Below are 24578 nucleotides of genomic sequence, written 5' to 3'. Positions count from 1 at the left end.
CATGAGACGGGAACTAACTGACAGCGAGAAGTCGTTTATCCGCGACGTGGCGGCACGGCTTGCCCCCACGAATGCAGCGAGGCTTTTAGATGACCTGACGAGTGCTCGCGCCGAGCCCATGCTGGATGACGGCTCGTTAGTCTTATTTCATATCCACGGTCACGATCGCCCAAATGAGCGAGGCCAACATACTTATCCGTATGAAGGCACCCTGAGAGATGCTGATGGCGCGGTGGTGGATGTTCTCCTTTTTGCTGATCCTTCGGATCGCCTGTTTCAGCTTGAATTCCTACGTTGGGGGGATGGACCTCTGCTAAAGCCAGACTGGACGACACTGAAGATCGTGCACGTCAGCGAGCGGGGAAAGCCAACCTGAATCTCGATACTTTTGAGACTTGCCACTCATCTGCATAGGGACAACCCCGCAGATTGCCGCTGGCCAAACCATCCGGCATGCGGGCACGCACCGTATTTTGATTGGCTTCGTGGGCAGGGTTAGATACAGCGCCGCTGCATAGTGACCAGCGCACAGCAAAACGGGGAAGCCACACTCAATGGCTTCCCCGTTCTTTATCGTGCGCCTTCCGTCCTCCCGGCGCGCATTTTCAGCGTCACTTCAACGCCGGCAAAATCTCCCCGGCGCACACACCGAAGCCCACTCGATAACCCTCGCCCTGGCACCAACCCGCGAGCGTCAACTCGTCGCCGTCTTCGATAAAACTGCGCGTGCCGCCTTCCTGCAACTCCAGCGGCTTCTTGCCGTTCCACGTCAACTCGAGCAGGCTGCCGAACGAATCTTCCGTCGGCCCGCTGATCGTGCCCGAGCCCATCAGGTCGCCCACGCGCGTATTGCAGCCCGATACCGTGTGATGCGCGAGCTGCTGCGCCATCGTCCAGTACATGTGCTTGAAGTTGGTCCGCGTAATCGTGCTCGCCCGCTTTGCCTGCTGCGGGCGCAGCGTTACTTCCAGCGTGATGTCGAAAGCATGCTCGCCGTCGTGGCGCAGATAGTCGAGCGGCTGCGGATCTTGCGCCGGCTGTGCGACGCGAAACGGTTCGAGCGCGTCGAGCGTCACGATCCACGGCGAGATCGTGGTCGCGAATGTCTTCGCGTTGAACGGCCCGAGCGGCACATATTCCCATTGCTGGATATCGCGCGCGCTCCAGTCGTTCAGCAGCACCATGCCGAAGATATGCGCTTCGGCATCCGCGCACGCAACCGGCTCGCCCAAGGCGTTGCCAGCGCCGATCACGAAGCCCGTTTCGAGCTCGATATCCAGCTTGCGGCACGCGCCGAACACCGGACGCTCCTGATCCGGCAGCTTCAACTGTCCGTTAGGACGACGCACCGGCGTGCCGCTCACCACCACCGACGACGCGCGTCCGTTGTAGCCGATCGGCATCTCCGACCAGTTCGGCAGCAGCGCGTTCTTCGGATCGCGGAACATGGAGCCGACATTCGTCGCATGCTCCTTCGACGAATAGAAATCGGTGTAGCCCGGAATCCGCACCGGCAGATGCAATTGCGCGTCGGCCTGCCGGATCAGCGCGCGGCTGCGCAGCTCGGCGTCGTCGCGCAGCGTCGCGTCACTGCGCGACAGCAGCTTGCTCAACTGAATGCGCACGCTGCGCCATGCGTCGCGTCCCAGTGCGATGAAATCGTTCAACGTGTCGCGTACGAACACGCTCTCGCCCGCACCCGATGAAGGCACGCTCAGCAGACCCGCGCTTTCGAGCGCGGCCAGATCGACGATGCTGTCGCCGATCGCCACGCCCACGCGACGCGTCGCATTCAGAGCGTCGCTGAAAATGCCGAACGGCAGATTCTGAATCGAAAAATCGTTGCTCGGCTCATTGGCCGACTCGACCCAGCTTTTGCGCGACGGATCGAGCGTCGCCTGAAGATCGCTCAATGCGTTCATCGTTGCTCCGGATTGAAGTGTTTCTTGAGACCTTGCCAGCACTCGTAGTAATGCGCCTGCAATTGCGCGGTTTCGAGCGCGAAGCGGGTCGGCTTGATCAGCGTGCGCGTCTCGAACATGAAGGCCATCGTGTCGCCGACTTTCATCGGCTTCGACGTGTCGCCATGTGAGGCTTTTTCGAACGTGTCCGCGTCCGGGCCGTGACCCGTCATGCAGTTATGCAGACTCCCGCCGCCCGGCAAGAAACCCTCGGCCTTCGCGTCGTACACGCCGTGCACGAGACCCATGAACTCGCTCGCGACGTTGCGATGGAACCAGGGCGGGCGGAACGTATCTTCGGCGGCCAGCCAGCGCGGCGGGAAGATCACGAAGTCGATCGCATCGACGCCCGGCGTGTCGCTTTGCGATTGCAGCACCAGAAAGATCGACGGGTCCGGATGGTCGAAGCTGATCGAGCCGATCGTGTTGAAGCGGCGCAGATCGTACTTGTACGGTGCGTAGTTGCCGTGCCACGCCACCACGTCGAGCGGCGAATGGCCAATGTCCGCGCGCCACAGGTTGCCGTTCAGCTTGGCGACGAGTTCGAACTTGCCTTCACGATCCTCGTAGGCCGCATGCGGCGTGAGGAAATCGCGCGGATTGGCAAGGCCGTTCGAGCCGATCGGGCCAAGATCCGGCAAACGCAGCAACGCCCCGAAGTTCTCGCAGATATAGCCGCGCGCCGTACCATCCGGCAGGCTCACCGCGAAGCGCACGCCGCGCGGAATCACCACGATCTCGAACGGCTCGACGTCGAGCCGGCCCATTTCGGTGGCGATATGGAGGCGCCCTTGCTGCGGGACGATCAGCAATTCGCCGTCGGCGCTGTAAAAGAAGCGGTCCTGCATCGAGCGGTTCGCCGCGTACAGATGAATCGCGCAACCGCTCATCGATTCCGCTGCGCCGTTGCCGGCCATCGTCACCCAGCCGTCGACGAAGTCGGTCGGCTCGGCGGGCATCGGCAGCGGGTCCCAACGCAACTGGTTCGGCGGTGTCGGTGGCACCTCGGCGAAGTTGGCGACGAGGCGCTCCGAAGGCAGCGGCGTGAACGGCTTGTGCACAGCCGCCGGACGAATCCGGTACAGCCACGAGCGGCGATTGTGACCGCGCGGCGCAGTGAACGCCGTGCCCGACACCTGTTCGGCGTAAAGACCATAGGGCGCGCGTTGCGGCGAGTTGCGGCCTTCGGGCAACGCGCCGGGCAGGGCTTCGGTCGCGAATTCGTTCGCGAAGCCCGACTGATAGCCCGGCTCGATTTCAAGCCGCGAACTGGCGGTGTTAGGCGTACGTGTTTGGGTATCCATGCAAGGTTCTCCGTTGATACTCGATCTCGTCAGCTCACGCGGTCCGCGCCTCGGACGGGCGGCCGCGTTGGCGCGTCGCCGCAGCCAGCGCGATCACCAGCAGCGCGGAGCACAGCACCGGCACGGCCGCCGCATGAAACAGCGACGCGTTCGACCAATTGAGCGCAATCAGTTGACCGCCGATTAGCGGCCCGATCACCGAACCGATCCGGCCAATGCCGAGGCTCCAGCCGATCCCGGTCGAGCGCAGCGTGGTCGGATAAAAATGGCCCGCCAGCGCGTTGACCGCCGGCTGTCCGCCGACCACGCAGAAGCCGCCCGCGAACACGACGATCAACAGCCACGGCAACGCATGCGCTACCGTGCCGATCGTGCCGACCGCCAGCGCCGCGCCCACAAAACAGACGAACAGCACGCGCACGAAACCGAAGCGTTCGATAAACCAGCCGAGCAGCAAGGTGCCGACCACGCCGCCCGTTTGCAGCACCGTCCCGACGATCACCGCCGTGCTCGGCGAATAGCCGGCGTCGCGCATCACGGTGGGCAGCCAGTTCGACAGGAAATACAGATCGATCAGGTTCATGAAGCTGATCGCCCACAGAATCAAGGTCACCGGGCCACGGCCGGCGCGGAACAGTTCAGCGACCGGCGCGCCGTCGTTGCCCTTCTCACGCACAACGAGACGCGTGTTCGCATCGATCGTCAACGCAGGGTTGAACTTCGCGAGCCAGCGCAAGGCGCGCTCGCTGCGGCCCTTGAGCACCAGGAATTGCAGCGACTCCGGCAGCGCGGCAAGCATGGCCAGCGCGAGCAGCAACGGCACTGCGCCGCCAACCCAGAAGACCGCGCGCCAACCGTAAGCCGGAATCAGCGCGGCGCTGATGAAGCCGCCGAGCGCCGCACCCAGCGTGAAGCCGCACGACACCAGCATCATGCGCTTGACGCGATGCGCGGGTGTCGAGAATTCGCCGACCAGCGCCATCGCGTTCGGCATGATGCAGCCGAGTCCGAGCCCGGTGATGAAGCGCAGTGCGATCAAGGCAGGGATCGTCGTGACAAAAGGCGTGGCGAGCATCGACAGCGCGAAGAAAAACGTCGAGCCGATCAGCACCGGACGGCGGCCGACGCGGTCAGCCAGCACCGACAGCCCGAGCGCGCCGAGCAGCATGCCGAACAGGCTGGCGCTGAACACCGGACCGAGCGCCGCTTTCGACACATGCCATTCGCCGATCACGCTCGGCGCGACGTAGCCCATGGCCTGCGCGTCGAAACCGTCGATCACGAGGCACAGCCCGCATAAAACGAGCAGCATCAACTGGAATGCCGGGTGATGCGTTTCGCCGAGCACGCGCTCGACTTCGATGACGTTCGCGGCGGCCGCCGCCGGTTTAGCGCTCATTGGATCGTCTCCCCTCTTGCTCATTGGGTGGTTGGGCGGCGGTGCGGCCGAACCGGCCCAAAAGCGCGCGTGTCCGGTACATGCAGGCCACGCGGCACAAATATTCCCGCCATCGCAGGCGCGCTACGATTTACGTATGGTAAAACGAATTACGGATAGTGAAATTAACGTATACCCTGAAAAACCGCTGCGCAAACGCGCCGTGGCCCGTAGATGCAAGCGTTCGGCGGATAACGTTATGAGCAATTTGTTCATGTGAGCGCGGTGCGGACTGCTACCATCAATGGATGCGGCAACCGGATTGCGTTGCCGCGCGCCTCTCCATCGCCATCCATACGTCTACATGATTCCGCCGACCATCCCCGCTCTCATTGCCCGCGCCGCCGATCATCCGTTTCTCGGCGCGCATCTGGCGATGGGGCAAGGCCTGCATCACGACGTCGCACTGGCGCGGTTCGAAGAGCTGGAACTCGCCAGCGCCTACGAGCCGATCTTCGATATCAGCGTGCATGCGTTGGCGCAGTCGCTTTCGTCCGGGGCCGAGGGGGTTGACCGGTTCGGCGACGAGCTCGGCTTTCAGGCTGTCACGCACCTGCTCGACGCTGCGCCGTCCGACGTGTTCGATCCGTTCGACCGGATCGCCGACGATCGGGAGCTCGTCGAACTCGACCGCATGTCACGCGCGCTGCACGCCATCAATTTCTTCGGCGCGCAGCGGCATGGGCTGCTCTTTCTTCGGGTACACGAGCGGCTGCTCAAGAGTGTGAAGTACGACCACGGGCGGCATTTTTCGACCGTGCTGGTGTCGTTCGGATTGAACCCGTCGCGGGTGGTGATCGAGTTGCCGGCTGCGGCGGTCGCGCACAAGACTTTTCTCGGCTATCTGACCAAGAGCTATCAGCACTATGGCTTCAAGGTGGCGGGCAATCTGTCCAACGCGGGGCAGATTCTGTCGGTGTCGGAGACCGCGCGGCTCGACTTCCTCAAGATGGATGCGGGCACCGCTTTGCGCGATGCGACGGTTAAACCGTTAGTGGGTTATGCCGGCCGCTTGCGGATTCCGCTGATCTTCAATCGTGTGGTGGATGAAGCGCAGTTCGATGCTTTGCAGCAATACGACGTGCGCTTCGTGCAAGGGCCGTTGTTCAACGCGCATTATCACGACCGGGCGGTTTGAGGCGGTTGGGCGGTTGGGCGGTTGGGCGGTTGGGCGGTTGGGCGGTTGGGCGGTTGGGCGGTTGAGCCGTTGAGCGGTTGAACTGGTTGATCTCGTCGAGCCCGGTCGAGCAGACGTACGCCAAGTCACGTAGCCGCACCCGCCGCTTCAGCCCGTATCGCCCAAACGCCGCGCGAGCGCCTTAAGCCGCGGCGCGACATTGTCACGAAACACCTCCTCTCCCATCGACGAAGCCGGCCCGCTGCAACTCAGCACCAGCCAGCGGCCTTCGCGCGGCTCGCGAAACGGCACCGCGACCGCATTGACATCCTCGTGCCACGCGCGGAACGAATAGCAGCAGCGGTGCGCGGCGAAGGCAGCGATTTCTTTCTCCGCATCGGCGACCAGTTCGTCGCCTTCCTTGCCCGCCGCCTTCCGCAGTTCGGCCAGCAGCGCGGCGCGCACGTCGAGCGGTTGCACGGCGAGATAGGCGCGCCCCATCGAACTCGTCAACATGGATAGTTTCGAGCCGGAAGCGAGTCCGAGCGTCAACGCGGTTTCACTGCGAATCGTCTCCAGATAAATCATGTCGAGCCCATCGCGGCAACCGAGCGAAACCGCCGCGCCCACCTCGCGCGCGAACGTGCGCATGTGCGGGCGAGCGAGTTCGAGCGTGTCCGTGCCCGAGAGCAGCGCGAAACCGAGCGACAGCACTCCGGCGTCGAGCGCATATTTGCCTAGGGTTTCGTCGAGCCGCAGATAGCCGAGCACCGTCAGCGTGTAGGCGAGCCGGTTGACGGTCGCCTTCGGCAAGCCGGTGCGTTCGACGAAATCGCGGTTGCCGAGCATTGTTTCTCCCGGCTTGAACGCGCGCAGCAAATCCAGCCCGCGTGCGAGGGCGACGACGAATTTGCGCTCGTCGAGCGGTTCGGTGGGAGTGGATGCAGGCGTCATGGGGTGATACACTCGGACGTGGTTTGCAAAACATTGTTTCGCATAGCGGAACTTAAGTCAAGCTTCACGCACGTTTAGTCAAGCAAGGAATCAGGAGATAAGCCATGGCCGAGGCCGCGCAGTTTCACTGGGAAGACCCGTTGCTGCTGGATCAGCAGCTGACCGAAGACGAACGCATGGTGCGCGACGCCGCTGCGGCTTATGCGCAGGACAAGCTGCAGCCGCGCGTGCTCGAAGCGTTCCGGCACGAGAAGACCGACATCGAGATCTTTCGCGAGATGGGCGAACTCGGCCTGCTCGGCCCGACGATTCCCGAACAATACGGCGGCCCCGGCCTGAACTACGTCGCGTACGGCTTGATTGCGCGCGAGGTGGAGCGCGTCGATTCCGGCTACCGGTCGATGATGTCAGTGCAATCGTCGCTGGTCATGGTGCCGATCCACGCATTCGGCTCGGAAGCGCAGAAGCAGAAATACCTGCCGAAGCTCGCCACCGGTGAATGGATCGGCTGCTTCGGCCTGACCGAACCGAATCACGGCTCCGATCCGGGCAGCATGGTCACGCGAGCCAAGAAGGTTGACGGCGGCTATTCGCTGTCGGGCTCGAAGATGTGGATTACCAATTCGCCCATCGCCGACGTGTTCGTGGTGTGGGCGAAGCTCGAAGAAGACGGCAAGGACGCGATTCGCGGCTTCATTCTCGAGAAAGGCTGGAAGGGCCTGTCGGCGCCGACCATCCACAGCAAGGTGGGCCTGCGTGCGTCGATTACCGGCGAGATCGTGCTCGACGAGGTGTTCGTGCCGGAAGAGAACCGCTTCCCGGAAGTCAGCGGTTTGCGCGGTCCGTTCACCTGTCTGAATTCGGCGCGCTATGGTATTGCCTGGGGCGCGCTCGGCGCGGCCGAAGCATGCTGGCATACCGCGCGTCAGTACGTGCTGGATCGCAAACAGTTCGGCCGGCCGCTCGCCGCGAACCAGTTGATCCAGAAGAAGCTCGCCGACATGCAGACCGAAATCACGCTCGGACTGCAAGGCGTGCTGCGTCTTGGCCGCATGAAGGACGAAGGCACCGCGGCCGTTGAGATCACCTCGATCATGAAGCGCAATTCATGCGGCAAGGCGCTGGACATTGCGCGGCTCGCACGTGACATGCTCGGCGGCAACGGCATCTCGGACGAGTTCGGCGTGGCGCGGCATCTTGTGAATCTGGAAGTCGTGAACACGTATGAAGGCACGCACGACATTCACGCGCTGATTCTTGGCCGCGCGCAAACGGGCATTCAGGCTTTCTTCTGAAACCTGCGGTGCGCTGATGCCGCCGATCGTGGGGGCGTTTGCGCAAGACGATAAAAAAGCCAGTTCATATGAACTGGCTTTTTTTGTTCGACGCAGCACGCCGCAGTGCACGGCGCGCTTTGTCACTCACCGCCGCTTACTTGTTCGGCTGCGGCGTCATGCGCAGATACGGGCGGAGCGCCTTGTAGCCCTTCGGGAATTTCTGCTTGATGACTTCCTCGTCCTTCAGCGACGGGACGATCACCACGTCATCGCCCTGCTTCCAGTTACCCGGTGTCGCGACCGAGTGATTGTCGGTGAGTTGCAGCGAATCGATCACACGCAGCACTTCGTCGAAGTTGCGGCCCGTGCTGGCCGGATAGGTGATGATGAGACGCACCTTCTTCTTCGGATCGATTACGAACAGTGAGCGGACGGTCAGCGTTTCGTTCGCATTCGGATGGATCATGTCGTACAGCTCGGAAACCTTGCGGTCGCCATCAGCGAGAATCGGGAAGCCGACATTGGCGGCTTGAGTCTCGTTAATGTCTTTAATCCACTCCTTATGCGACTCGGCGCTGTCGACCGACAACGCGATGGTCTTCACATTGCGCTTCTCGAATTCATCAGCCAGCTTCGCCGTCAAGCCAAGTTCGGTCGTGCAGACCGGCGTGAAGTCAGCCGGATGCGAAAACAGCACGCCCCAGCTATCGCCCAGCCATTCATGGAATTTGATCGGGCCGACACTCGACTGCTGCTCGAAATCCGGCGCGATATCGCCAAGACGTAGACTCATCATGCATCTCCTAAAGGTTTGGATATTGCCGCGACAGCATTCACCGACGGCGCCCCGCAAACATAAAGCATACGGGAGCGACGGTGTATGACGAACGAACATCGCGTCACTACTTTATGCGTTTTTGTAATTTTCACTGTTTTAGTGGAAACTTTGCGGGACAGATCAACTCCATTCTAAGCAAACTTTGCCGCATATTGTTCGGGCGGCGGGGGTTTTGTCGTTATGCTTCAACCGGGAACGGTTCGTGCGAAGTTGTGAACCAACCGAGCCCTGCGCTCGCCAGCGGCCGTTTCTTTGGTTACGATTCACGCGTGGCGTGAGACGAAGGGGAGCTGTCAATGTCGGAAGTCAACAAGGAGAGATTGATGTCGGATATCAAAACCGTCCTCGCGGACGCTGAAGATCTGCTGAAACAGGCCGCGAGCGCCACCGGCGAGCGCGCTTCGGAACTTCGTGAAAGGGCGCTGACGCGCCTGAAGCAGGCCAAGGAAAAAGCGGCTGACGTTCAGGTCGTAGTTGTCGAGAAAGGCAAGAAAGCGGCCCGCGCCACCGACGACTACGTGCATGAGCACCCGTGGGCATCCATCGGCATTGCCGCGGGCGCCGGCGTGCTGCTTGGGCTGTTGATCAACCGCAAGTAACACTGGCGAAGGCGTCGGACTTATCCGTCCGGCGCATCAGCGAATCGAGTTGACCGGCGCAAGCCTGGCCGGTCCGCTTCTTCTGGCGCGCGTGCGCGCCGGTTAGGCCTTCACGCGCAACGCCCACAGCCATGACGATCGACACACAATCGCAGCGCGGAGAACATAGTCCTTTGCGCCGCATCATCGGTTCCGTGTTTGCCATTTTGCAAACGCGGCTGGAACTGGTCGGCATCGAACTCGCCGAAGAAAAGGACCGTCTGCTCGGCGTGCTGTTTCTCGGCCTCGCCGCCATGATGCTCGCCACAATGGCGCTGATCGCGCTCACCGCGCTGATCGCCATCGCATTCTGGGACACCTACCGCTGGCAAGCGCTCGCCGGCATCACCGCGGTCTATGCGATTGCGGGCTTAGCCTGTGCGCTGAAAGCGCGCAGCGGATTGCGCAATGCCCCGATGGTGTTCGAGGCGACCATTGCCGAGTTCGAAAAAGACCGCGACGTATTCCGCAAACCGTGATCCGGAAGACGCAACGGCGTGCCCTGCGTCTTCCTTAAGAATCTCGCGCGATTTGCAGCGCCGTTCTACCGCCCCACCTTCACTGCCGCCGACACGCCATGAGCCAGATCCATTCCGATACCGCCTTCCGTAACAAGCGCCACCAGGCCAAAGATCTGAGCGCACCTCATTTGCGCGCGCTGCGCAAGGAACTGCTGCTCGTGCGCGCGGATGTCGAGCGCATGGAACTCGCTCAGGCGACTATCGAATTGCGGCAGGCAGTGACGCACTTCAGTTGGCTCAAGTTCATCTTGCCGGGCTTCGGTGGCATGCGTGTGGGCCAAGGCTCGAAGGCGAGCTTTATCAACGCCGGAAGCATCGGCGCCCTCCTCAAACAGTATCCGCTCATCAGTTCGATCGCTTCGATCCTCCTCGCCAAGCCACTGCGCGCAACGGTCGCAGCGGGCGCTAAACCTGTGCTCAAATGGGGCAGCCTCGCCCTTGCCGGATGGGAAGCCTATCGGATCTGGCAACAGATGAAGCAGGATTCCGCTGCGTCGTCTGACGACAGGGCCGACTCGACGAATAGCGGTTATTGAGGCGTGACGCTGATTGCCGGTTCGCTAGCTTGTATTCCAGCAATCGCCGCTAGCGGTTGTCGAACCGTTTGTTCCGCTGTTTGCACCGCCGGTTGCCCCACTCTTGTTGTTGCGTAATCCTGTCGCATCGAGCGTGAAAATGCCGCAGGTGTCGTCGTGCATCGGACCTGATTCGCTCGGCGCCGCCTCTATCGTGTAGCCACCGTTCGCATCGTCGCCAGGCAGAACATGCAGGCGATAAACGGGTGTGCCGAATTGCGGCGCCTGATCGAGACCTGGGGGCAATGCCGACAAGTTGTCGCTCGACGCTCCCTCGACGAATTGGGCCGCGCGATACAGCGCGGCCGCCGCATCGATTCGATGAGTTCGCGCGACATGGCTGCGGTACGAAGGCACGGCAAACACCGCCAGCGCGGCGACAATCGCTAGCGTGATCATCAATTCGAGCAGCGAGAAGGCGGATGTATGCGGCTTCATGACACCTCCAATCAAAAAGGTCGCGCGGCGACGCGGCGCCAATGACGTTCGATCTTCTCTCCATCGATTACCAGTTCCATCTGCAACCACACCTGCGACGCATTCGTCCGGCCGAAGCCGCGCGAAGTCAATAAGTACGCTCGAGCATCGGCGCGAGTTGCCAGGCGCCAGGCCTCGACCAGACATTGCGGCGCTCGTAGCGATCCGGGCCATTGCGCTACGGGCGTAACGGCGCCGGCTTCAAACGCGGCTTCGAGTTTCCATTGAATCGGTTCGCCGGATACGGTCGGCAGCGGCGCCGCGCTTTGGGTGGTTGCCCTCGCGATCACACTTCGGGTACACAAAGTCAACGCCGAATCCGCAGCATGGAAAGCCTGCAGGTATTCGCGAACGTTGGTGGCGCCACGCGCTGCCGCAATCGATGTCTCGAACCAGGCCGCGGAAGTGGCCAACATCATCGCTGAAATCAGCAGGACGATCGGCAGGATTGCCCCCAGTTGCCGAATGCGTGAACGGTTGTTGCGGGTCACTCGACTGAAGCACGGAAAGCTTTCCACTTGATTCCGACGCCTAACGCATCGCCTGACTGCCAGGTGCTGTTGCTGTTCGATTCGTCGTTTCGTCACGACCCATCCTCCGCGTGATTGCGTATCGCAACACGCCGCGAGAACGCCTGACGCGGACGCGAATCGCTAGCAAGAGCGCTGACGCCGTCACAATCGACATAGCGCGAACGCTGTCCTCGTGGCGCACCGCGCACGAGCACGCAGAGATCGACGGCGACGACCCTTGCCCATTGGTCGGCCGTCACGGCCGACGCGTCGCTTGCAGCCAGCGCACCGGCCAACCAGTACTTCACCCGCACGCGCTCGACACCTTCGACCAGCGGCTGCGCGGACCCCGTCTTGCCGTTGCCCTCGCAATAAAGCTCCGGCTCCCCGGTCGAAGCACTGACTCTGGCGAAGTACCGGTTGACGACCAGCACGCCCTTGTCGCCGAGCGCCGCGTTGCCGCCGGTTACGGCCTGCCCGAGGCAGTCGGTTGTTTGCCCGCTGGAAGACGGCCATGTGGACACGTTGTCACCGACATAGCGGACCGCGAAGCCGTCTGAATGACTGGGCAAGGTCTCGCAGGCAAGGCTATCGTCAGCGCCGGTCGGGCGGCCACCCGAGCATCCGAACAACGGTGCGGGAGTGTTGTACCGTACAACGTCCGCGGGTACGAAGCCGGCCATTTGCAATTGCTGGCCGATCAGCGTCAGTGCAATGAGGCCGGATTCGCGGATCCGCATTGCATCGCTCGCGTGTTCGAATGCGCTGCGCTGGGCCGTATATAGCGAGACAGCACCCGCGGTCACCAGCAGTCCCAACGCCATGGCAATCGCGAATTCGATCAGCGTGTGGCCGCGAGAGGGATTCGATCGCCGCATCATTGTGCAAACGCCAGCGCTACGCATGACGACCCCACGGGAAGATCCGCTCCGCCGCAGGGCACGGGCTTGTCGATCACATCGTCGGAATGCGGCATGTCGTGCAGCGCTGCCCACGTAACACGCGCAAAGGACACACCGCCGTTCTCACGCACCGAGGCTTCGCCATGCGGCAAAACTACCGCTGCCAGCGCGCTCCATTGCCTGATTGCGGCGTCGCCCGCGGAAGGCGCGTACGTCGCCTCCACAACGGAGTCGCCTATCCAGGCGGCGTGTTCGCGCATCGACATCGCGCGGGCTTCACGCACGGTCCACAATTGCCCGGCGATCAAGCCCAGCGCTGTGACCGCCATTAACGCGACAGCCAGCATGACCTCGATCAATGAGCTGCCACCACACGCCGACCCGCAACAGCGCGAGTAACGGTTCTGCGGGTATCGGTTCATGACGCCGCTCCGCAAGCGCCTTCGGCGATCCGCGCGCGACCGCCCGCTGCAATACGAATGCAGCGCCGCCACGTGGCCCCTTGCATGGCCTTGGACGGCGCACGCGGTGCAATATCAAAACTGCGGAAAGTGCCGATCAATTGCCCCGCTGGCGGCGTGAACGTGAGATTCGTCTGCGTGCCGGTGATACTCACCGCTGCAAAGAGAGGCTGCGCGCGCAATAGCGATGACGATCCGCCTCGTTCAGCGAGGACCGCCCAGCCGCAGGACCAGTCAGCCACACCATTGCCGCACGGCTGCCCCGCCGCAAGACAATGCCGGGCCGCATCGGTCCGACAGACGGTGACTCGCGCGCCCTGGCGCAACGCTTCACTACGCGCATAGGCAAGCGTCGAGGCAAGCGCCTTCGCGCGGGCGTCGACCTGATCGCGCACGTACCACGCGACGAACGAGGGCGTACCCATTACGGCGATCACGGCAAGCAGCGCGAGTACGGCCAGCGTTTCGACAAGCGTGAAGCCGCGGCGTCGCGGCGGACAGACTGCATTCCATTTCATCTGCATCCCTGATCGATTCGAAGAATGCAGCCAATCTAACGATTTGCAAATCGCTCAACAATCGGCCGAATGGCCAGGTGGCACTCAGACGCTATCCCGCGCAAGAATGCACGCGACGAACCATAACGGCAACGGGAGATGCGGATGCGCGAAACGACGCAGGGGAAAACGGCTATTCAGACGCAACGCGAGATGCGACTGCGTTCAGCGTTTGCGGGGAGGCTTGGGAGGAGAAGAGGCGCGGCGAAATTCTTCGATCACGTCTTCGAATTCGGAGACGTCTTCGAAGCGCCGGTAGACAGACGCAAAACGAACGTAGGCAATGGTGTCGAGCGCACGCAACTCGTTCATCACGAGCTCGCCGAGGCGCTCACTGCGCACCTCGCGCTCGCCGCTGCCGAGCAACTGATACTCGATGCGGGCAACCGCCGCGTCGATCGCGTCTGCGGCCACCGGGCGCTTGCGCAGCGCCAGTTGCATGCTCGCGACGATCTTGCGGCGGTCGAATTCCGTGCGGCTGCCATCCTTCTTGACGACCGACGGCAACGCCAGCTCGACCCGCTCATACGTCGTGAAACGTTTGTCGCAGGCCGGGCAGCGGCGGCGCCGGCGAATCGTTGCGCCGTCTTCGGATACGCGCGAGTCGACAACCTGCGTATCGGCGTGACGGCAGAAGGGGCAGTGCATGGCGGCTTAGCGGTAAACCGGGAAACGCTGGGTCAGCTCGGCGACTTGCGCGCGCACGCGTTCGATCGTGGCGGCGTCTTCCGGGTTGTCCAGCACGTCGGCGATCAGGTTACCTACCTGCTCGGCTTCCTTGACACCGAAACCGCGCGTGGTCATGGCCGGCGAGCCGAGACGCACGCCGCTCGTCACGAACGGCTTTTCCGGATCGTTCGGAATCGCGTTCTTGTTGACCGTGATGTGAGCAGCACCCAGCGCGGCTTCCGCAGCCTTGCCGGTAATCTTCTTTGCGCGCAGGTCGACGAGCATCACGTGGCTTTCGGTGCGGCCCGACACGATGCGCAGACCGCGCTTGACCAGCGTTTCCGCCAGCACGCGCGCGTTTTCTACGACTTGCTGCTGGTACGCCTTGAACTCGGGCGACAGCGCTTCCTTGAACGCGACGGCCTTGCCGGCGATCACGTGCATCAGCGGTCCACCTTGAATGCCCGGGAAGATGGCCGAGTTGATCTGCTTTTCGAACTCGGCTTTCATCAGGATCACGCCGCCGCGCGGGCCGCGCAGGCTCTTGTGCGTCGTGGTGGTAACGAAATCGGCGTGCGGAACCGGGTTCGGATAGACGCCCGCGGCGATCAGGCCTGCGTAATGCGCCATGTCGACCATGAAGTACGCGCCGACCGACTTGGCGATCTTCGACAGGCGTTCGAAATCGATACGCAGCGCAAACGCGGAGGCGCCCGCCACGATCAGCTTCGGCTTGTGTTCCTGAGCGAGCTTTTCTGCGGCATCGTAGTCGATGTCTTCAGCTTCGTTCAGGCCGTAGCTCACCACGTTGAACCACTTGCCCGACATGTTGACCGGCGAACCGTGCGTGAGGTGGCCACCGTGCGCGAGGCTCATGCCCATGATCGTATCGCCCGGCTTGAGCATGGCGAAGAACACGCCCTGGTTGGCCTGAGAGCCGGAGTTCGGCTGCACGTTGGCGGCTTCGGCACCGAACAGTTGCTTCACGCGGTCGATCGCCAACTGCTCGGCAATATCGACGTACTCGCAGCCGCCGTAGTAGCGCTTGCCCGGATACCCTTCTGCGTACTTGTTCGTGAGTTGCGAGCCTTGCGCAGCCATGACGGCCGGGCTCGTGTAGTTTTCCGACGCGATCAGTTCGATGTGCTCTTCCTGACGGCGGTTTTCCTGCTCGATGACCTTCCAGAGTTCAGGATCGACATTGGCGATGGTGCTTTGGGCTCTGTCAAACATACGGATTCCGTTGAATGTGTTCAGGTTGACCGGATCGTGCGCCGAATCTTGCGTAGAGGGTACGCAGCGCTGCTGGCGGCTGGGCCAGCCCTGACGTGGCGGATGGAGAGTCGCCGCACACGCGAGGCAGGACAGCCACCGCCAGCGCAGATCAATGCGCGCGGATCACGGCTGCCCAGGCGAACGGCAAAACGGCACCCTGCGCTTCACGGTGGGTTGCTCCACCTTGAATCCGATTGCTTGAACCGGTTCTATCGCCAGTCACGCAGGGATGAGCGCGTTAGTTTATTGGAAGAGGATCGAATAGGCAACCGGCTTCCGGCCGCCGCCGGAGGTGCCGGCCGGACGGCCCTCAGCACCGCCTTGTGCAGCGCGCAAACGTCTGACGGAACAGCGCCGGTGAGCCGCGGCGCGTCCCTTCCAAAGCCTCTCGTACGGCTGGTTTACCCTTGCCGCAGCGCGGCAATGGAAGTAGGCTTGGGGCCTTTCTCTCCTACCAGCCAGGGAATCACAGCAATGATCGTGTTCGTCACCGGAGCGTCCGCGGGATTCGGCGCCGCTATCGCTCGCGCCTTCGTCAAGGGCGGCCATCGTGTGGTCGCCACAGCTCGCCGCAAGGACCGTCTGCAGGCACTCGCCGATGAACTCGGCGACGCGCTTCTGCCGTATGAACTCGACGTACGCGACCGCGCCGCCGTCGAGGCCGTTCCTGCCTCCCTGCCGGCGGAATTCGCCCCAATCGACGTGCTGGTCAATAACGCCGGCCTCGCACTCGGCATCGAACCGGCGCAGAAGGCGAGTCTCGACGAGTGGAACACCATGATCGAGACCAACTGCACAGGTCTCGTGCAGGTCACGCACGCGTTACTGCCGGGCATGGTGGAGCGCAATCGCGGCCACATTTTCAATCTGGGCTCGGCAGCCGGCAGCTGGCCGTACGCGGGCGGCAACGTCTACGGGGCCACCAAAGCGTTCGTGCATCAGTTCAGCCTGAATCTGCGCGCCGATGTGGCCGGCACCGCGCTGCGGGTGACGAACGTCGAACCCGGCCTGTGCGGCGGCACCGAGTTCTCGAACGTCCGGTTTCGCGGCGACGACAATAAAGCCGCCAAAATGTACGAAAACGTGCAACCGCTCACACCCGAAGACATCGCGGACTCGATCTACTGGATCGCCACGCGCCCGGCGCACGTCAATGTCAACACGATCGAGTTGATGCCCGTGGCGCAATCGTTCTCCGCTTTGTCCGTTCATCGCGGCTAACGCCCGCCAGACGGGGCGCACATCTTGAAACAGACCTTGGGGTGTGCGTTCCGGTAAAATGCGCCGCATGAATATGTCGACCAGCCAGCCCGGCACGGAAATCGGCTACACGTGGCCCATCCGCGTGTATTACGAAGATACCGACGCCGGCGGCATCGTGTTTTACGCGAACTACTTGAAATTTTTCGAACGGGCGCGCACCGAATGGCTGCGCGCGTGCGGCGTCGACCAGAATCGGCTCGCGGAAGAGTCGGGGGCGATTTTCATCGTCCGCAGCACCGCGGTCGATTACCGGGCGCCGGCCCGGCTCGACGACGTGGTCAACGTGGTCAGCCGGATCGAGCGCCTCGGCCGCGCTTCGGTCGATTTCGCGCAGGAAGCGTGGCGGGACGGCACGCTGCTTGCTACCGGTTCCATCCGGGTCGGCTGCGTGGACCGCATCGCGCTGCGGCCGGCCGCGATTCCTCCGCCGGTTCTCGCCGCCTTGCGGCGCGGCCCGGGCGTGAGCGACAGCGGCGTGTCAACGGACAATGACTGAACCCCGTTGTTACGGGGCCAGTGAACTCGTAACGATCAAGCAACACAAAGCATGGTTCGGCTTGCAATATCGCCGATGCTTCCGTTTTGCTCACGGCAAGCTTCGAGCGGCCTTGCAGCCGGACGCCCCCTTCCGGGACGTTAAAACGAACCTTTATGAACACTACACAAGATCTGTCGATCGTTTCCCTCGTACTCAATGCGAGCCTGCTGGCGCAGGCCGTCATGGCCCTGCTGCTGCTGTTGTCGCTGTTGTCGTGGACCTTCATCTTCCGCAAGTGGTTTGCGATCCGTCGAGCGCGCGCGCAGACTGAACGTTTCGAACGCGATTTCTGGTCGGGTGGCGACCTGCAGGCCCTTTATCAAAGTGCCGCGAACAACCGCCACACGATCGGCGCCCTGGAGCGGATTTTCGAGTCCGGCATGCGCGAGTTCCTGAAGGGCAAGGAAAAGCGCCTGAATGATCCGGGCGCGATTCTCGACGGTGCGCGGCGCGCCATGCGTGCCGCGTTCCAGCGTGAAATGGACGTGCTCGAAGCCAATCTCGCGTTTCTCGCGTCGGTCGGCTCGGTCAGCCCGTATATCGGTCTGTTCGGCACGGTGTGGGGGATCATGAACGCGTTCCGCGGCCTCGCCAACGTGCAGCAGGCCACCCTGGCGAATGTCGCGCCGGGCATCGCCGAAGCGCTGACGGCTACCGCAATTGGCCTGTTCGCTGCGATTCCGGCCGTGGTTGCCTACAATCGCTACGCGCACGACATCGACCGTCTGGCGATCCGCTTCGAGACCTTTATCGAAGAATTCTCGAACATCCTGCAGCGTCAGGCACAGTAAGGAGTCCACGATGGCAGGCTCTCGCTCCTCCAGCATGCGCGGCAGCCGCTCGCGCCGCGCGATGGCCGACATCAACGTCGTGCCGTATATCGACGTGATGCTCGTGCTGCTCGTGATCTTCATGGTGACCGCGCCGCTCGTCGCGCCGTCGATCGTCAATCTGCCGACCGTCGGTGGCGCAGCGCCGCAGCAGCAAACGCCGCCCGTCATCGTGAACATTCGCGCGGACGGCAACATGAGCGTCAAATACAAGGACGATTCGGGTGCGCAGCAGCAGGAAGACATGACCAAGGCCGATCTGAACGGCTTCATCGCCGAGCGCGCGCAATCGCATCCGGATCAGCCGGTCGTCATCGCCGCCGACAAGACCGTGAAGTACGAAGTCGTGATGAACGTGATGTCCGAGCTCAAAGCTCGCGGCGTCAAGCGCGTTGGATTGCTCGTCAAATCGCAATGATCCGCAAGAACTCCGAATACCCGCTCCAGCCACCGCGTGAACGCGGCACCGGGCGAGCCTTTGCGTTCGCGCTGGTGATGCACGCGCTGCTCGGATTCTTCCTGTATCACGGCATTCAGTGGCAAAACAGTACGCCTGAGGGCGCTGAAGCGGAACTGTGGACCGAAGTGCCCGACGCGGTGATCCCGCGTCCCGTCCCGCCACCGCCCGCGCCCGTGCCGGTCGCCCCTGCCCCGCCGGTGCGCGACGAGCAGGCCGACATCGCGCTGCAGGAAAAGAAGCGCCAGCAACAGGAGGCGGCTCGTCAGGCTCAGTTGGCCGAGCAGCAACGTCAGCAGAAGCTGCAGGCCCAGCAGGAAGCCGAGGCGAAGCGACAGCAGCAACTGGCGGCCGAACAGGCAGCGCAACTCGCGGCGCAAAAGGCTGCCGCAGCGAAACAGAAACAACAGCAGCAACAGCAGCAGCAGGAGGCCAACAAGCTGAAGCAACAGCAATTGGCCGAGCAGCAAAAGCAACAGCAGTTGAAGGAACAGCAGCAGGAACAGCAAAAGCAAGCCGAGGCTGAAGCGCAGAAGAAGGCCGACGCGCAGAAAGCCGCGAAGGCCAAAGCGCAAGCCGACGCGGCGGCGCAAGCGAAGAAACTGGATGCGGAACGTCGCGCACGCCTCGCGCAGATGCAAGGCCTCGCGACCGGCGGCACCGGCTCGACCACCAGCGATGGCCTCGGAAAGAGCGGCACGGGCAGCGGCTCGGGCGGCACGGCGACCTCGCCGGGCTACTCGGACAAGGTGCGTCGCGCAGTGCGCCCGAACATCACGTGGGGCGGTGAGACCAGCGGCCTGGAGACGGTCGTCTCCGTGCGCTGCTCGCCGACGGGCACCTTGCTTGGCGCAACGATTTCACGCAGCAGCGGCAACGCAGCGTGGGACGACGCGGCGCTGCGGGCCGTCCAGCGTACTGATCCGATGCCTCAGGACATCAATGGCAAGACACCGACCAGCTTCCTGATTACGTTGCGCCCGGCCGGTTGATTGCAGCAGTTCGACAGTCAGTCGACAGCAGACGCAGCGCCCCGCCGATCGGGGCGCGCTCGGGAACGAATTAGTTGTTTTCGGGTCTGTCTGCTGTCTTGAAGCGTTAGTAAAACCGTTTTTGGGGAATCCATACAGCATGAGTTTGATGACCAAGCTAGGCCTGCGGACACTTGTAGCGTCGTGCCTGATCGCCGTAGGTGGCGCCGCCAACGCACAACTCAACGTCCTCGTCACGGGCGTCGGGTCCACCCAGTTTCCGATCGCAACGGCGAATTTCGCCAATGAAGCGAACTCGCCGCAGCAGGTCAGCACGATCGTGCGTCAGGATCTGCAGCGCAGCGGCAAATTCACTAACATCGACGCGGGTTCCACCCCGGTCGCCGAAACGGATTCCGTCGACCTCGGCAGCTGGAAGGCCAAGGGCGCCAACGCGTTCGTGTCGGGCAGCGTGAACCGCCTGCCGAACGGTCAATATGAAGTGCGCTTCAAGCTGTACGACACCGTCAAGGGCGAAAGCCTCGGCGGCCTCGTGCTGGTGAGCCCGGAAAGCGGCTTGCGCATGAGCGCGCACAAGGTTGCGGACTACATCTACGCGAAGCTCATGGGCGGCCGCGGCGTGTTCGCCACGCGCCTGTCGTACGTCATCAAGACGGGCGGCCGTTATCAGTTGCAGATCTCCGATTCGGACGGCCAGGACGCGCACATCGCGCTGTCGAGCCCCGAGCCGATCATCTCGCCGGCATGGTCGCCTGACGGCACCAAGGTCGCTTACGTTTCGTTCGAAAAGAAAAAGCCGATCGTCTACATTCACGATCTGCCCACGGGCCGCCGCATCGTGGTGTCGGACCAGAAGGGCAATAACAGTGCGCCGGCGTGGTCGCCGGACGGGCGTACGCTGGCGGTCGCGCTCTCGCGCACCGGCAACACGCAGATTTTCGCCGTCAATGCAGACGGCAGCGGCCTGCGCCGTCTCACGCAAGGCAGCTCGATCGACACCGAACCGTGCTTCTCGCCTGACGGCCAGTCGATCTATTTCACCAGCGACCGTGGCGGCCAGCCGCAGATCTACAAGATGTCGGCCCAAGGCGAAAACGCCGGCGCCGCACAGCGCGTCACGTTCACGGGCAGCTACAACACCAGCCCGCGCGTGAGCCCGGACGGCAAACAGCTCGCTTATATCTCGCGCGTCGGCGGCGGCTTCAAGCTTTATATCCAGGACCTGCAAGGCAACACCGCCACAGGCCTGACGGACACGACACATGACGAATCGCCGAGCTTCGCGGCGAACGGTCAGTACATTCTTTACGCCACACAGGTGAACGGCCGTGGCGTGTTGGCCGCAGTATCGACCGACGGTCGCACTCGGCAGGTCCTGTCCGTTCAGGGTGGCAGCGTACGCGAGCCGTCCTGGGGCCCGTTTATGCAATAACGTTTATGCAATAACACAAGGAGAGTAACCAAATGATGTCAAAACTTCGCTTCGCTTTTGCTGTATTGATGGTCGGTGCGCTGGCCGCATGTCACTCGGGCGTCAAGCTCGACGAGAACGCTAACAAGGGTGGCACGGTTTCGGCACAGCCGAACCCGAACGATGTCGCGACGGTCAACGTCGACCCGCTGAACGATCCGAACAGCCCGCTCGCCAAGCGCAGCATCTACTTCGACTTCGACAGCTACTCGGTGAAGGACGACTACCAATCGCTGCTGCAACAACACGCGCAATACCTGAAGAGCCATCCGCAACGCCACGTCCTGATCCAGGGCAACACCGACGAACGCGGCACCAGCGAGTACAACCTGGCACTCGGCCAGAAGCGTGCTGAAGCTGTGCGCCGTTCGCTGTCGCTGATGGGCGTGACGGACTCGCAAATGGAAGCCGTGAGCCTCGGCAAGGAAAAGCCGCAAGCTACGGGTCATGACGAATCGTCGTGGGCACAAAACCGCCGCGCCGACCTCGTATACCAACAGTAAGTAACGGGTGATGAGCCGAATGACGCATCGTTTCTCCTGGCTGCGGCTTGCCGCAGCGGCCTGCGTCGCGGGCACGGCCTTCACGGCTGTGCCCGCGCATGCGGGCATCTTCGACGACGATCAGGCCCGTCAGGCCATTCTCGATCTGCGCTCGAAGACCGATAGCCTGTCGAGTCAGTTGTCGGCCGCGCAACGCACGATCCTCGATCAGTCCAATCGTCTCGACCAGCTCAATCAGCAGGTCGCGACGTTGCGTGGACAGAACGAGGACATGGGCAATCAGCTCGCCACGCTGCAAAAGCAGCAAAAGGACTACTACACCGATCTGGATACGCGCCTGAAGAAATTCGAGCCGCAGCAGCAAACGGTGGACGGCGTCCAGGGCGAGGTGCAGCCGGGTGAGACCGAGTCGTTCAATGCGGCTTCGCAGCAGTTCCGCAACGGCGACTTCAAGAATGCGGCGGCGTCGTTCCGCACCTTCATCTCCAAGTTTCCGAACAGCCCTTACCAGCCGACCGCGCAGTACTGGCTGGGCAACGCGTTGTATGCGTTGCGCGACTACAAGGGCTCGACGGCGACCTGGCAAGGTGTGGTGCAGAAATATCCGCAGCATCCGCGGGCGCCTGAAGCATTGCTGGCCATTGCGAACAATCAGCTCGAGCAAGGTCAGAAGGCCGCGGCCAAGAAGACGCTTGAGCAGATCGTCGCGCAGTACGGCGGCTCGGATGTCGCGCAATCGGCCCAGAGCAAGCTCTCGCAGATCAAGTAGCTGGCAGTAACGCGCAGTGTCCGAAGTCATAGCCACGCGCGCCTCTCGCTGAAAAGCCCGGGTAGTGATACCTGGGCTTTTCACTATCTGAAGTTGTGATTGCTGACGTAGGCTCGATGGGTTGACAGCTCGCCGCGGCTATCGCTATAATTTCGCTTCTCTTTTGGGTCGTTAGCTCAGCTGGTAGAGCAGCGGACTTTTAATCCGTTGGTCACAGGTTCGAATCCCGTACGGCCTACCAAAAGATTCAAGGGCTTGCACGCGTCAGCGTGCGAGCCCTTTTCTTTTTGCGGCACGGTTTCTTTACGCTATGCGTCCCCGCGTTGCGTCGCGGTCGGCATTTAGGGTTTCCGTACCGTCTCTTCTGTCCCTCCCCCGTCTTTCCGCCCATCACTTCCGGTCTCAGCCCCATGACGCGAAACCCGCCGCGCCCGGCCTGCGATGACCAGTCACTTACACGGCTCGTCAATCCACACAACTACCCTCGCACCAATTTATATCACAATCACATATAATCTCACCCACCGCAGCCTCGCTGCCCATCCACTGAACCCTCGCGCCACCCCACAAACCCTCACCCAACGCAACCGACCTTGCCCCGCCCTACCCTCAACCGCTGGCTCGCCCGCCTCGCACCACCGCCCGTCGCTCTCGCGTGGAAGGAGCGTTTGCGTTCGTGCGTCGGTGCATTGATAGGCATTGCGTTCACTGCCGCCATCACGCATCTGCTGCTGGGTTCGGGCGGCAATATCCCGTTGCTGGTGGCGCCCATGGGCGCTTCGGCCGTGCTGCTGTTCGCGGTGCCAGCGAGTCCACTTGCGCAACCGTGGTCCATCATCGGCGGTAACCTTGTTTCGGCGACGGTCGGCGTTGCTTGCGCAAGCTGGATCGGCGATCCGCTGCACGCGGCTCCCGTCGCCGTCGCCGCCGCAATCTGCGCCATGTTCGTGCTGCGCTGCGTGCATCCGCCATCCGGAGCGGTCGCGCTCACGGCCGTGCTGGGCGGACCGGCCGTGCATGCGCTCGGCTACCGCTTCGTGCTCGAGCCGATCGCGCTTCAGTCCGCGGCGCTCCTCGGCGCCGCAATCGTGTATCACGCGCTCACTGGCCACCGTTATCCCCATTCGGCACGGCCAGGCGCTAGCAAATCAGATCCGGACGCTCAGCCGCGGCCCGGCTTCACGCGTGCGGATCTCGACGCCGTGCTCAGGCGGCAAAGCGAACTGCTCGACATCGCACCTGACGATCTGGAATCCCTGCTGCGCGCCTTGCAGTTGCACACCTACGCGCGCAGCTTCGACGAGATCACCTGCGCGAACATCATGTCGCGCAACGTGATCACCGTCTCGGCGCAGACGCGCGCAACGACCGCGTGGAGCATCCTGCAACGTCACGGCATCAAGGCGCTTCCGGTCACGAACGAAGAGCGGCACGTGATTGGCATCGTCACGCGGGCCGACCTTGGCGGCGCGCGGCAAGCGGGGGCGTTCACACGGCTTCGACACCGGTTGTTCGGCCGGCGCCGCGCGAAAGAACCGACCGTCGGCACGCTGATGACAACCCCCGTCCGCACGGTCGACACCACCACGCCGATCGCGAACCTGGTGCCACTATTCGCTGACTTTGGACACCACCACATTCCAGTGCTGGACAGCCAGACAAGAGAACTCGCGGGGATGGTGACTCAGGCAAATCTGATCTCCGGTTTATACCGCCAGCCTCGCATGCCACAGCAAGCGTCGCAGCGCGCGGCCTGACAGCCCGTCTCGACTTGCGCCATCGTCACGCCCAAATACATCACGTTGTGATATAAATAGCATTTCCCGATAAAGCCACGCTTCAATGAAAACCCCACGCCGCGAACTGGAAAAGTCCGATTTCGAGCAGTTGTCCGAGTTCCGCTATCAGATGCGCAGATTCGAACGCTTCTCCGAACAGGCCGCCCAAACCGAAGGCATCACGCCTTTGCAGTATCTGCTGCTTCTGCACATCAAAGGCTATCCGCGGCGGGACTGGGCGACCATCGGCGAATTGGCCGAACGGCTGCAAGCCCAGCATCACGGTGTCGTGGCACTGGTATCGCGATGCGAAGCGCTCGGCCTCGTCAAACGCAAGGTCAGCGAGACCGATCGCCGCCAGGTGGAAGTACACCTGCAAAAGCCCGGCGAAAAAACCCTGGCCAAACTGGCCGCGCTGCACCGCGCCGAATTGAAGTCGCTCGAAGGCGCGTTCAACGTGCCGCAAATCGATCTCTAGTCCGCGCCACGCCGCTCACTGCC

Annotated in this window: 28 protein-coding genes, 1 tRNA gene and 1 riboswitch; of the genes, 17 read left to right on the top strand and 12 right to left on the bottom strand. The window is 62.5% G+C overall.

The window, feature by feature from the left end; all coding sequences use genetic code 11:
• Position 1 precedes the first annotated feature (1 nt).
• Entirely contained in the window at positions 2–376 is a 375-nt protein-coding gene (locus AC57B1_RS07710; RefSeq protein ID WP_496417145.1) for a DUF6984 family protein, read from the top strand.
• Between the two features lie 235 nt (positions 377–611).
• Here AC57B1_RS07710 and fahA read toward each other — a convergent pair whose 3' ends face one another.
• Genes fahA through AC57B1_RS07695 form a run of 3 tightly spaced genes read right to left on the bottom strand, consistent with a single transcriptional unit; the run spans position 612 to position 4664 of the window.
• Entirely contained in the window at positions 612–1922 is a 1311-nt protein-coding gene (gene fahA, locus AC57B1_RS07705) for a fumarylacetoacetase (RefSeq protein WP_496417144.1), read from the bottom strand.
• The gene (gene hmgA, locus AC57B1_RS07700) at positions 1919–3265 is read right to left on the bottom strand and encodes a homogentisate 1,2-dioxygenase (protein ID WP_496417143.1); all 1347 of its coding nucleotides are present in this window, start codon (positions 3263–3265) and stop codon (positions 1919–1921) included. The genes fahA and hmgA overlap by 4 nt, the downstream gene beginning before the upstream one ends.
• A 34-nt stretch (positions 3266–3299) precedes the next feature.
• Complete coding sequence (locus AC57B1_RS07695; protein ID WP_496417142.1) at positions 3300–4664, bottom strand: MFS transporter; 1365 nt, start codon at positions 4662–4664, stop codon at positions 3300–3302.
• A gap of 343 nt (positions 4665–5007) precedes the next feature.
• On the opposite strand from AC57B1_RS07695, the gene AC57B1_RS07690 reads away from it, so the two are divergent.
• Positions 5008–5841, top strand: coding sequence for an EAL domain-containing protein (locus AC57B1_RS07690; RefSeq protein WP_496417141.1), 834 nt, complete (start codon positions 5008–5010; stop codon positions 5839–5841).
• Between the two features lie 147 nt (positions 5842–5988).
• Here the strand turns inward: AC57B1_RS07690 and AC57B1_RS07685 are convergent, their stop codons facing one another.
• Positions 5989–6774, bottom strand: coding sequence for an IclR family transcriptional regulator (locus AC57B1_RS07685; RefSeq protein ID WP_496417140.1), 786 nt, complete (start codon positions 6772–6774; stop codon positions 5989–5991).
• Positions 6775–6878: 104 nt separating this feature from the next.
• Here AC57B1_RS07685 and AC57B1_RS07680 point away from each other — a divergent pair, with 104 nt between their 5' ends.
• Positions 6879–8069, top strand: coding sequence for an acyl-CoA dehydrogenase (locus AC57B1_RS07680; protein WP_091796639.1), 1191 nt, complete (start codon positions 6879–6881; stop codon positions 8067–8069).
• Between the two features lie 136 nt (positions 8070–8205).
• Here AC57B1_RS07680 and AC57B1_RS07675 read toward each other — a convergent pair whose 3' ends face one another.
• Positions 8206–8844, bottom strand: a complete 639-nt coding sequence (locus tag AC57B1_RS07675) for a peroxiredoxin (RefSeq protein ID WP_091796640.1) — start codon at positions 8842–8844, stop codon at positions 8206–8208.
• A 341-nt stretch (positions 8845–9185) separates the two neighbouring features.
• On the opposite strand from AC57B1_RS07675, the gene AC57B1_RS07670 reads away from it, so the two are divergent.
• The 3 genes from AC57B1_RS07670 (at position 9186) to AC57B1_RS07660 (ending at position 10584) form a co-directional block, all read left to right on the top strand.
• Positions 9186–9488, top strand: a complete 303-nt coding sequence (locus tag AC57B1_RS07670) for an ElaB/YgaM/YqjD family protein (RefSeq protein WP_496417139.1) — start codon at positions 9186–9188, stop codon at positions 9486–9488.
• Between the two features lie 131 nt (positions 9489–9619).
• A complete protein-coding gene (locus tag AC57B1_RS07665) occupies positions 9620–10006 on the top strand; it encodes a phage holin family protein (protein WP_011486908.1) in 387 nt (128 codons plus the stop codon).
• A 98-nt stretch (positions 10007–10104) separates the two neighbouring features.
• On the top strand, positions 10105–10584 hold the full coding sequence (locus AC57B1_RS07660) for a DUF3318 domain-containing protein (RefSeq protein WP_496417138.1): 480 nt from the start codon (positions 10105–10107) through the stop codon (positions 10582–10584).
• Positions 10585–10608: 24 nt separating this feature from the next.
• Here the strand turns inward: AC57B1_RS07660 and AC57B1_RS07655 are convergent, their stop codons facing one another.
• From AC57B1_RS07655 to glyA, 7 genes are all read right to left on the bottom strand, one after another.
• Positions 10609–11061 carry a type IV pilin protein gene (locus AC57B1_RS07655; RefSeq protein ID WP_496417137.1) on the bottom strand — a complete coding sequence of 151 codons (453 nt, stop codon included), beginning with the start codon at positions 11059–11061 and terminating at the stop codon, positions 10609–10611.
• A gap of 11 nt (positions 11062–11072) precedes the next feature.
• A complete protein-coding gene (locus AC57B1_RS07650) occupies positions 11073–11519 on the bottom strand; it encodes a pilus assembly PilX family protein (protein ID WP_496417190.1) in 447 nt (148 codons plus the stop codon).
• Between the two features lie 164 nt (positions 11520–11683).
• On the bottom strand, positions 11684–12493 hold the full coding sequence (locus tag AC57B1_RS07645) for a PilW family protein (protein ID WP_496417136.1): 810 nt from the start codon (positions 12491–12493) through the stop codon (positions 11684–11686).
• Positions 12490–12936 (bottom strand): type IV pilus modification PilV family protein, encoded by a 447-nt coding sequence (locus AC57B1_RS07640; RefSeq protein WP_496417135.1) that lies wholly within the window; start codon positions 12934–12936, stop codon positions 12490–12492. The genes AC57B1_RS07645 and AC57B1_RS07640 overlap by 4 nt, the downstream gene beginning before the upstream one ends.
• Positions 12933–13493: a GspH/FimT family pseudopilin gene (locus AC57B1_RS07635; RefSeq protein WP_496417134.1), complete on the bottom strand. Its 561-nt coding sequence runs from the start codon at positions 13491–13493 to the stop codon at positions 12933–12935. The genes AC57B1_RS07640 and AC57B1_RS07635 overlap by 4 nt, the downstream gene beginning before the upstream one ends.
• Before the next feature lie 204 nt (positions 13494–13697).
• Entirely contained in the window at positions 13698–14180 is a 483-nt protein-coding gene (gene nrdR / locus AC57B1_RS07630; RefSeq protein WP_091796645.1) for a transcriptional regulator NrdR, read from the bottom strand.
• A gap of 6 nt (positions 14181–14186) precedes the next feature.
• Positions 14187–15434 (bottom strand): serine hydroxymethyltransferase, encoded by a 1248-nt coding sequence (glyA, locus tag AC57B1_RS07625; RefSeq protein ID WP_408301028.1) that lies wholly within the window; start codon positions 15432–15434, stop codon positions 14187–14189.
• Between the two features lie 166 nt (positions 15435–15600).
• Positions 15601–15709: riboswitch (ZMP/ZTP riboswitch) on the bottom strand.
• Between the two features lie 241 nt (positions 15710–15950).
• Between glyA and ydfG the strand changes: the two genes are divergently transcribed.
• The 11 genes from ydfG (at position 15951) to AC57B1_RS07570 (ending at position 24555) form a co-directional block, all read left to right on the top strand.
• The gene (gene ydfG, locus AC57B1_RS07620) at positions 15951–16697 is read left to right on the top strand and encodes a bifunctional NADP-dependent 3-hydroxy acid dehydrogenase/3-hydroxypropionate dehydrogenase YdfG (RefSeq protein ID WP_496417133.1); all 747 of its coding nucleotides are present in this window, start codon (positions 15951–15953) and stop codon (positions 16695–16697) included.
• A gap of 58 nt (positions 16698–16755) precedes the next feature.
• Positions 16756–17235: a tol-pal system-associated acyl-CoA thioesterase gene (ybgC, locus tag AC57B1_RS07615; protein WP_408186712.1), complete on the top strand. Its 480-nt coding sequence runs from the start codon at positions 16756–16758 to the stop codon at positions 17233–17235.
• A gap of 155 nt (positions 17236–17390) precedes the next feature.
• The gene (gene tolQ / locus AC57B1_RS07610; protein WP_007179119.1) at positions 17391–18068 is read left to right on the top strand and encodes a protein TolQ; all 678 of its coding nucleotides are present in this window, start codon (positions 17391–17393) and stop codon (positions 18066–18068) included.
• Between the two features lie 10 nt (positions 18069–18078).
• On the top strand, positions 18079–18525 hold the full coding sequence (gene tolR, locus AC57B1_RS07605) for a protein TolR (protein WP_007179120.1): 447 nt from the start codon (positions 18079–18081) through the stop codon (positions 18523–18525).
• Complete coding sequence (tolA, locus tag AC57B1_RS07600; protein ID WP_496417132.1) at positions 18522–19556, top strand: cell envelope integrity protein TolA; 1035 nt, start codon at positions 18522–18524, stop codon at positions 19554–19556. Before tolR ends, tolA begins: the two co-directional genes overlap by 4 nt.
• A 139-nt stretch (positions 19557–19695) precedes the next feature.
• On the top strand, positions 19696–20988 hold the full coding sequence (gene tolB, locus AC57B1_RS07595; protein WP_091796650.1) for a Tol-Pal system beta propeller repeat protein TolB: 1293 nt from the start codon (positions 19696–19698) through the stop codon (positions 20986–20988).
• A 32-nt stretch (positions 20989–21020) separates the two neighbouring features.
• Entirely contained in the window at positions 21021–21530 is a 510-nt protein-coding gene (pal, locus tag AC57B1_RS07590; protein WP_012431817.1) for a peptidoglycan-associated lipoprotein Pal, read from the top strand.
• Between the two features lie 19 nt (positions 21531–21549).
• On the top strand, positions 21550–22299 hold the full coding sequence (gene ybgF, locus AC57B1_RS07585) for a tol-pal system protein YbgF (protein WP_496417189.1): 750 nt from the start codon (positions 21550–21552) through the stop codon (positions 22297–22299).
• Positions 22300–22464: 165 nt separating this feature from the next.
• Positions 22465–22540: transfer RNA gene (locus AC57B1_RS07580), tRNA-Lys, on the top strand.
• A 352-nt stretch (positions 22541–22892) separates the two neighbouring features.
• Positions 22893–24056 carry an HPP family protein gene (locus AC57B1_RS07575; protein WP_496417131.1) on the top strand — a complete coding sequence of 388 codons (1164 nt, stop codon included), beginning with the start codon at positions 22893–22895 and terminating at the stop codon, positions 24054–24056.
• Positions 24057–24141: 85 nt separating this feature from the next.
• Positions 24142–24555 (top strand): MarR family winged helix-turn-helix transcriptional regulator, encoded by a 414-nt coding sequence (locus AC57B1_RS07570; protein WP_496417130.1) that lies wholly within the window; start codon positions 24142–24144, stop codon positions 24553–24555.
• Positions 24556–24578 lie beyond the last annotated feature (23 nt).

Source organism: Paraburkholderia sp. BGA-UO-ETr-F21, from assembly GCF_059567925.1.
Note: the sequence above shows the minus strand (reverse complement) of the source record. Positions and strands in the feature narration are given on the sequence as shown.

Coding starts and splice junctions, on each gene's coding strand:
- AC57B1_RS07710 (WP_496417145.1), top strand. CDS start 2: ATGAGACGGGAACTAACTGACAGCGAGAAGTCGTTTATCCGCGACGTG.
- fahA (WP_496417144.1), bottom strand. CDS start 1,922: ATGAACGCATTGAGCGATCTTCAGGCGACGCTCGATCCGTCGCGCAAA.
- hmgA (WP_496417143.1), bottom strand. CDS start 3,265: ATGGATACCCAAACACGTACGCCTAACACCGCCAGTTCGCGGCTTGAA.
- AC57B1_RS07695 (WP_496417142.1), bottom strand. CDS start 4,664: ATGAGCGCTAAACCGGCGGCGGCCGCCGCGAACGTCATCGAAGTCGAG.
- AC57B1_RS07690 (WP_496417141.1), top strand. CDS start 5,008: ATGATTCCGCCGACCATCCCCGCTCTCATTGCCCGCGCCGCCGATCAT.
- AC57B1_RS07685 (WP_496417140.1), bottom strand. CDS start 6,774: ATGACGCCTGCATCCACTCCCACCGAACCGCTCGACGAGCGCAAATTC.
- AC57B1_RS07680 (WP_091796639.1), top strand. CDS start 6,879: ATGGCCGAGGCCGCGCAGTTTCACTGGGAAGACCCGTTGCTGCTGGAT.
- AC57B1_RS07675 (WP_091796640.1), bottom strand. CDS start 8,844: ATGAGTCTACGTCTTGGCGATATCGCGCCGGATTTCGAGCAGCAGTCG.
- AC57B1_RS07670 (WP_496417139.1), top strand. CDS start 9,186: ATGTCGGAAGTCAACAAGGAGAGATTGATGTCGGATATCAAAACCGTC.
- AC57B1_RS07665 (WP_011486908.1), top strand. CDS start 9,620: ATGACGATCGACACACAATCGCAGCGCGGAGAACATAGTCCTTTGCGC.
- AC57B1_RS07660 (WP_496417138.1), top strand. CDS start 10,105: ATGAGCCAGATCCATTCCGATACCGCCTTCCGTAACAAGCGCCACCAG.
- AC57B1_RS07655 (WP_496417137.1), bottom strand. CDS start 11,061: ATGAAGCCGCATACATCCGCCTTCTCGCTGCTCGAATTGATGATCACG.
- AC57B1_RS07650 (WP_496417190.1), bottom strand. CDS start 11,519: ATGATGTTGGCCACTTCCGCGGCCTGGTTCGAGACATCGATTGCGGCA.
- AC57B1_RS07645 (WP_496417136.1), bottom strand. CDS start 12,493: ATGATGCGGCGATCGAATCCCTCTCGCGGCCACACGCTGATCGAATTC.
- AC57B1_RS07640 (WP_496417135.1), bottom strand. CDS start 12,936: ATGAACCGATACCCGCAGAACCGTTACTCGCGCTGTTGCGGGTCGGCG.
- AC57B1_RS07635 (WP_496417134.1), bottom strand. CDS start 13,493: ATGAAATGGAATGCAGTCTGTCCGCCGCGACGCCGCGGCTTCACGCTT.
- nrdR (WP_091796645.1), bottom strand. CDS start 14,180: ATGCACTGCCCCTTCTGCCGTCACGCCGATACGCAGGTTGTCGACTCG.
- glyA (WP_408301028.1), bottom strand. CDS start 15,434: ATGTTTGACAGAGCCCAAAGCACCATCGCCAATGTCGATCCTGAACTC.
- ydfG (WP_496417133.1), top strand. CDS start 15,951: ATGATCGTGTTCGTCACCGGAGCGTCCGCGGGATTCGGCGCCGCTATC.
- ybgC (WP_408186712.1), top strand. CDS start 16,756: ATGCGCCGCATGAATATGTCGACCAGCCAGCCCGGCACGGAAATCGGC.
- tolQ (WP_007179119.1), top strand. CDS start 17,391: ATGAACACTACACAAGATCTGTCGATCGTTTCCCTCGTACTCAATGCG.
- tolR (WP_007179120.1), top strand. CDS start 18,079: ATGGCAGGCTCTCGCTCCTCCAGCATGCGCGGCAGCCGCTCGCGCCGC.
- tolA (WP_496417132.1), top strand. CDS start 18,522: ATGATCCGCAAGAACTCCGAATACCCGCTCCAGCCACCGCGTGAACGC.
- tolB (WP_091796650.1), top strand. CDS start 19,696: ATGAGTTTGATGACCAAGCTAGGCCTGCGGACACTTGTAGCGTCGTGC.
- pal (WP_012431817.1), top strand. CDS start 21,021: ATGATGTCAAAACTTCGCTTCGCTTTTGCTGTATTGATGGTCGGTGCG.
- ybgF (WP_496417189.1), top strand. CDS start 21,550: ATGACGCATCGTTTCTCCTGGCTGCGGCTTGCCGCAGCGGCCTGCGTC.
- AC57B1_RS07570 (WP_496417130.1), top strand. CDS start 24,142: ATGAAAACCCCACGCCGCGAACTGGAAAAGTCCGATTTCGAGCAGTTG.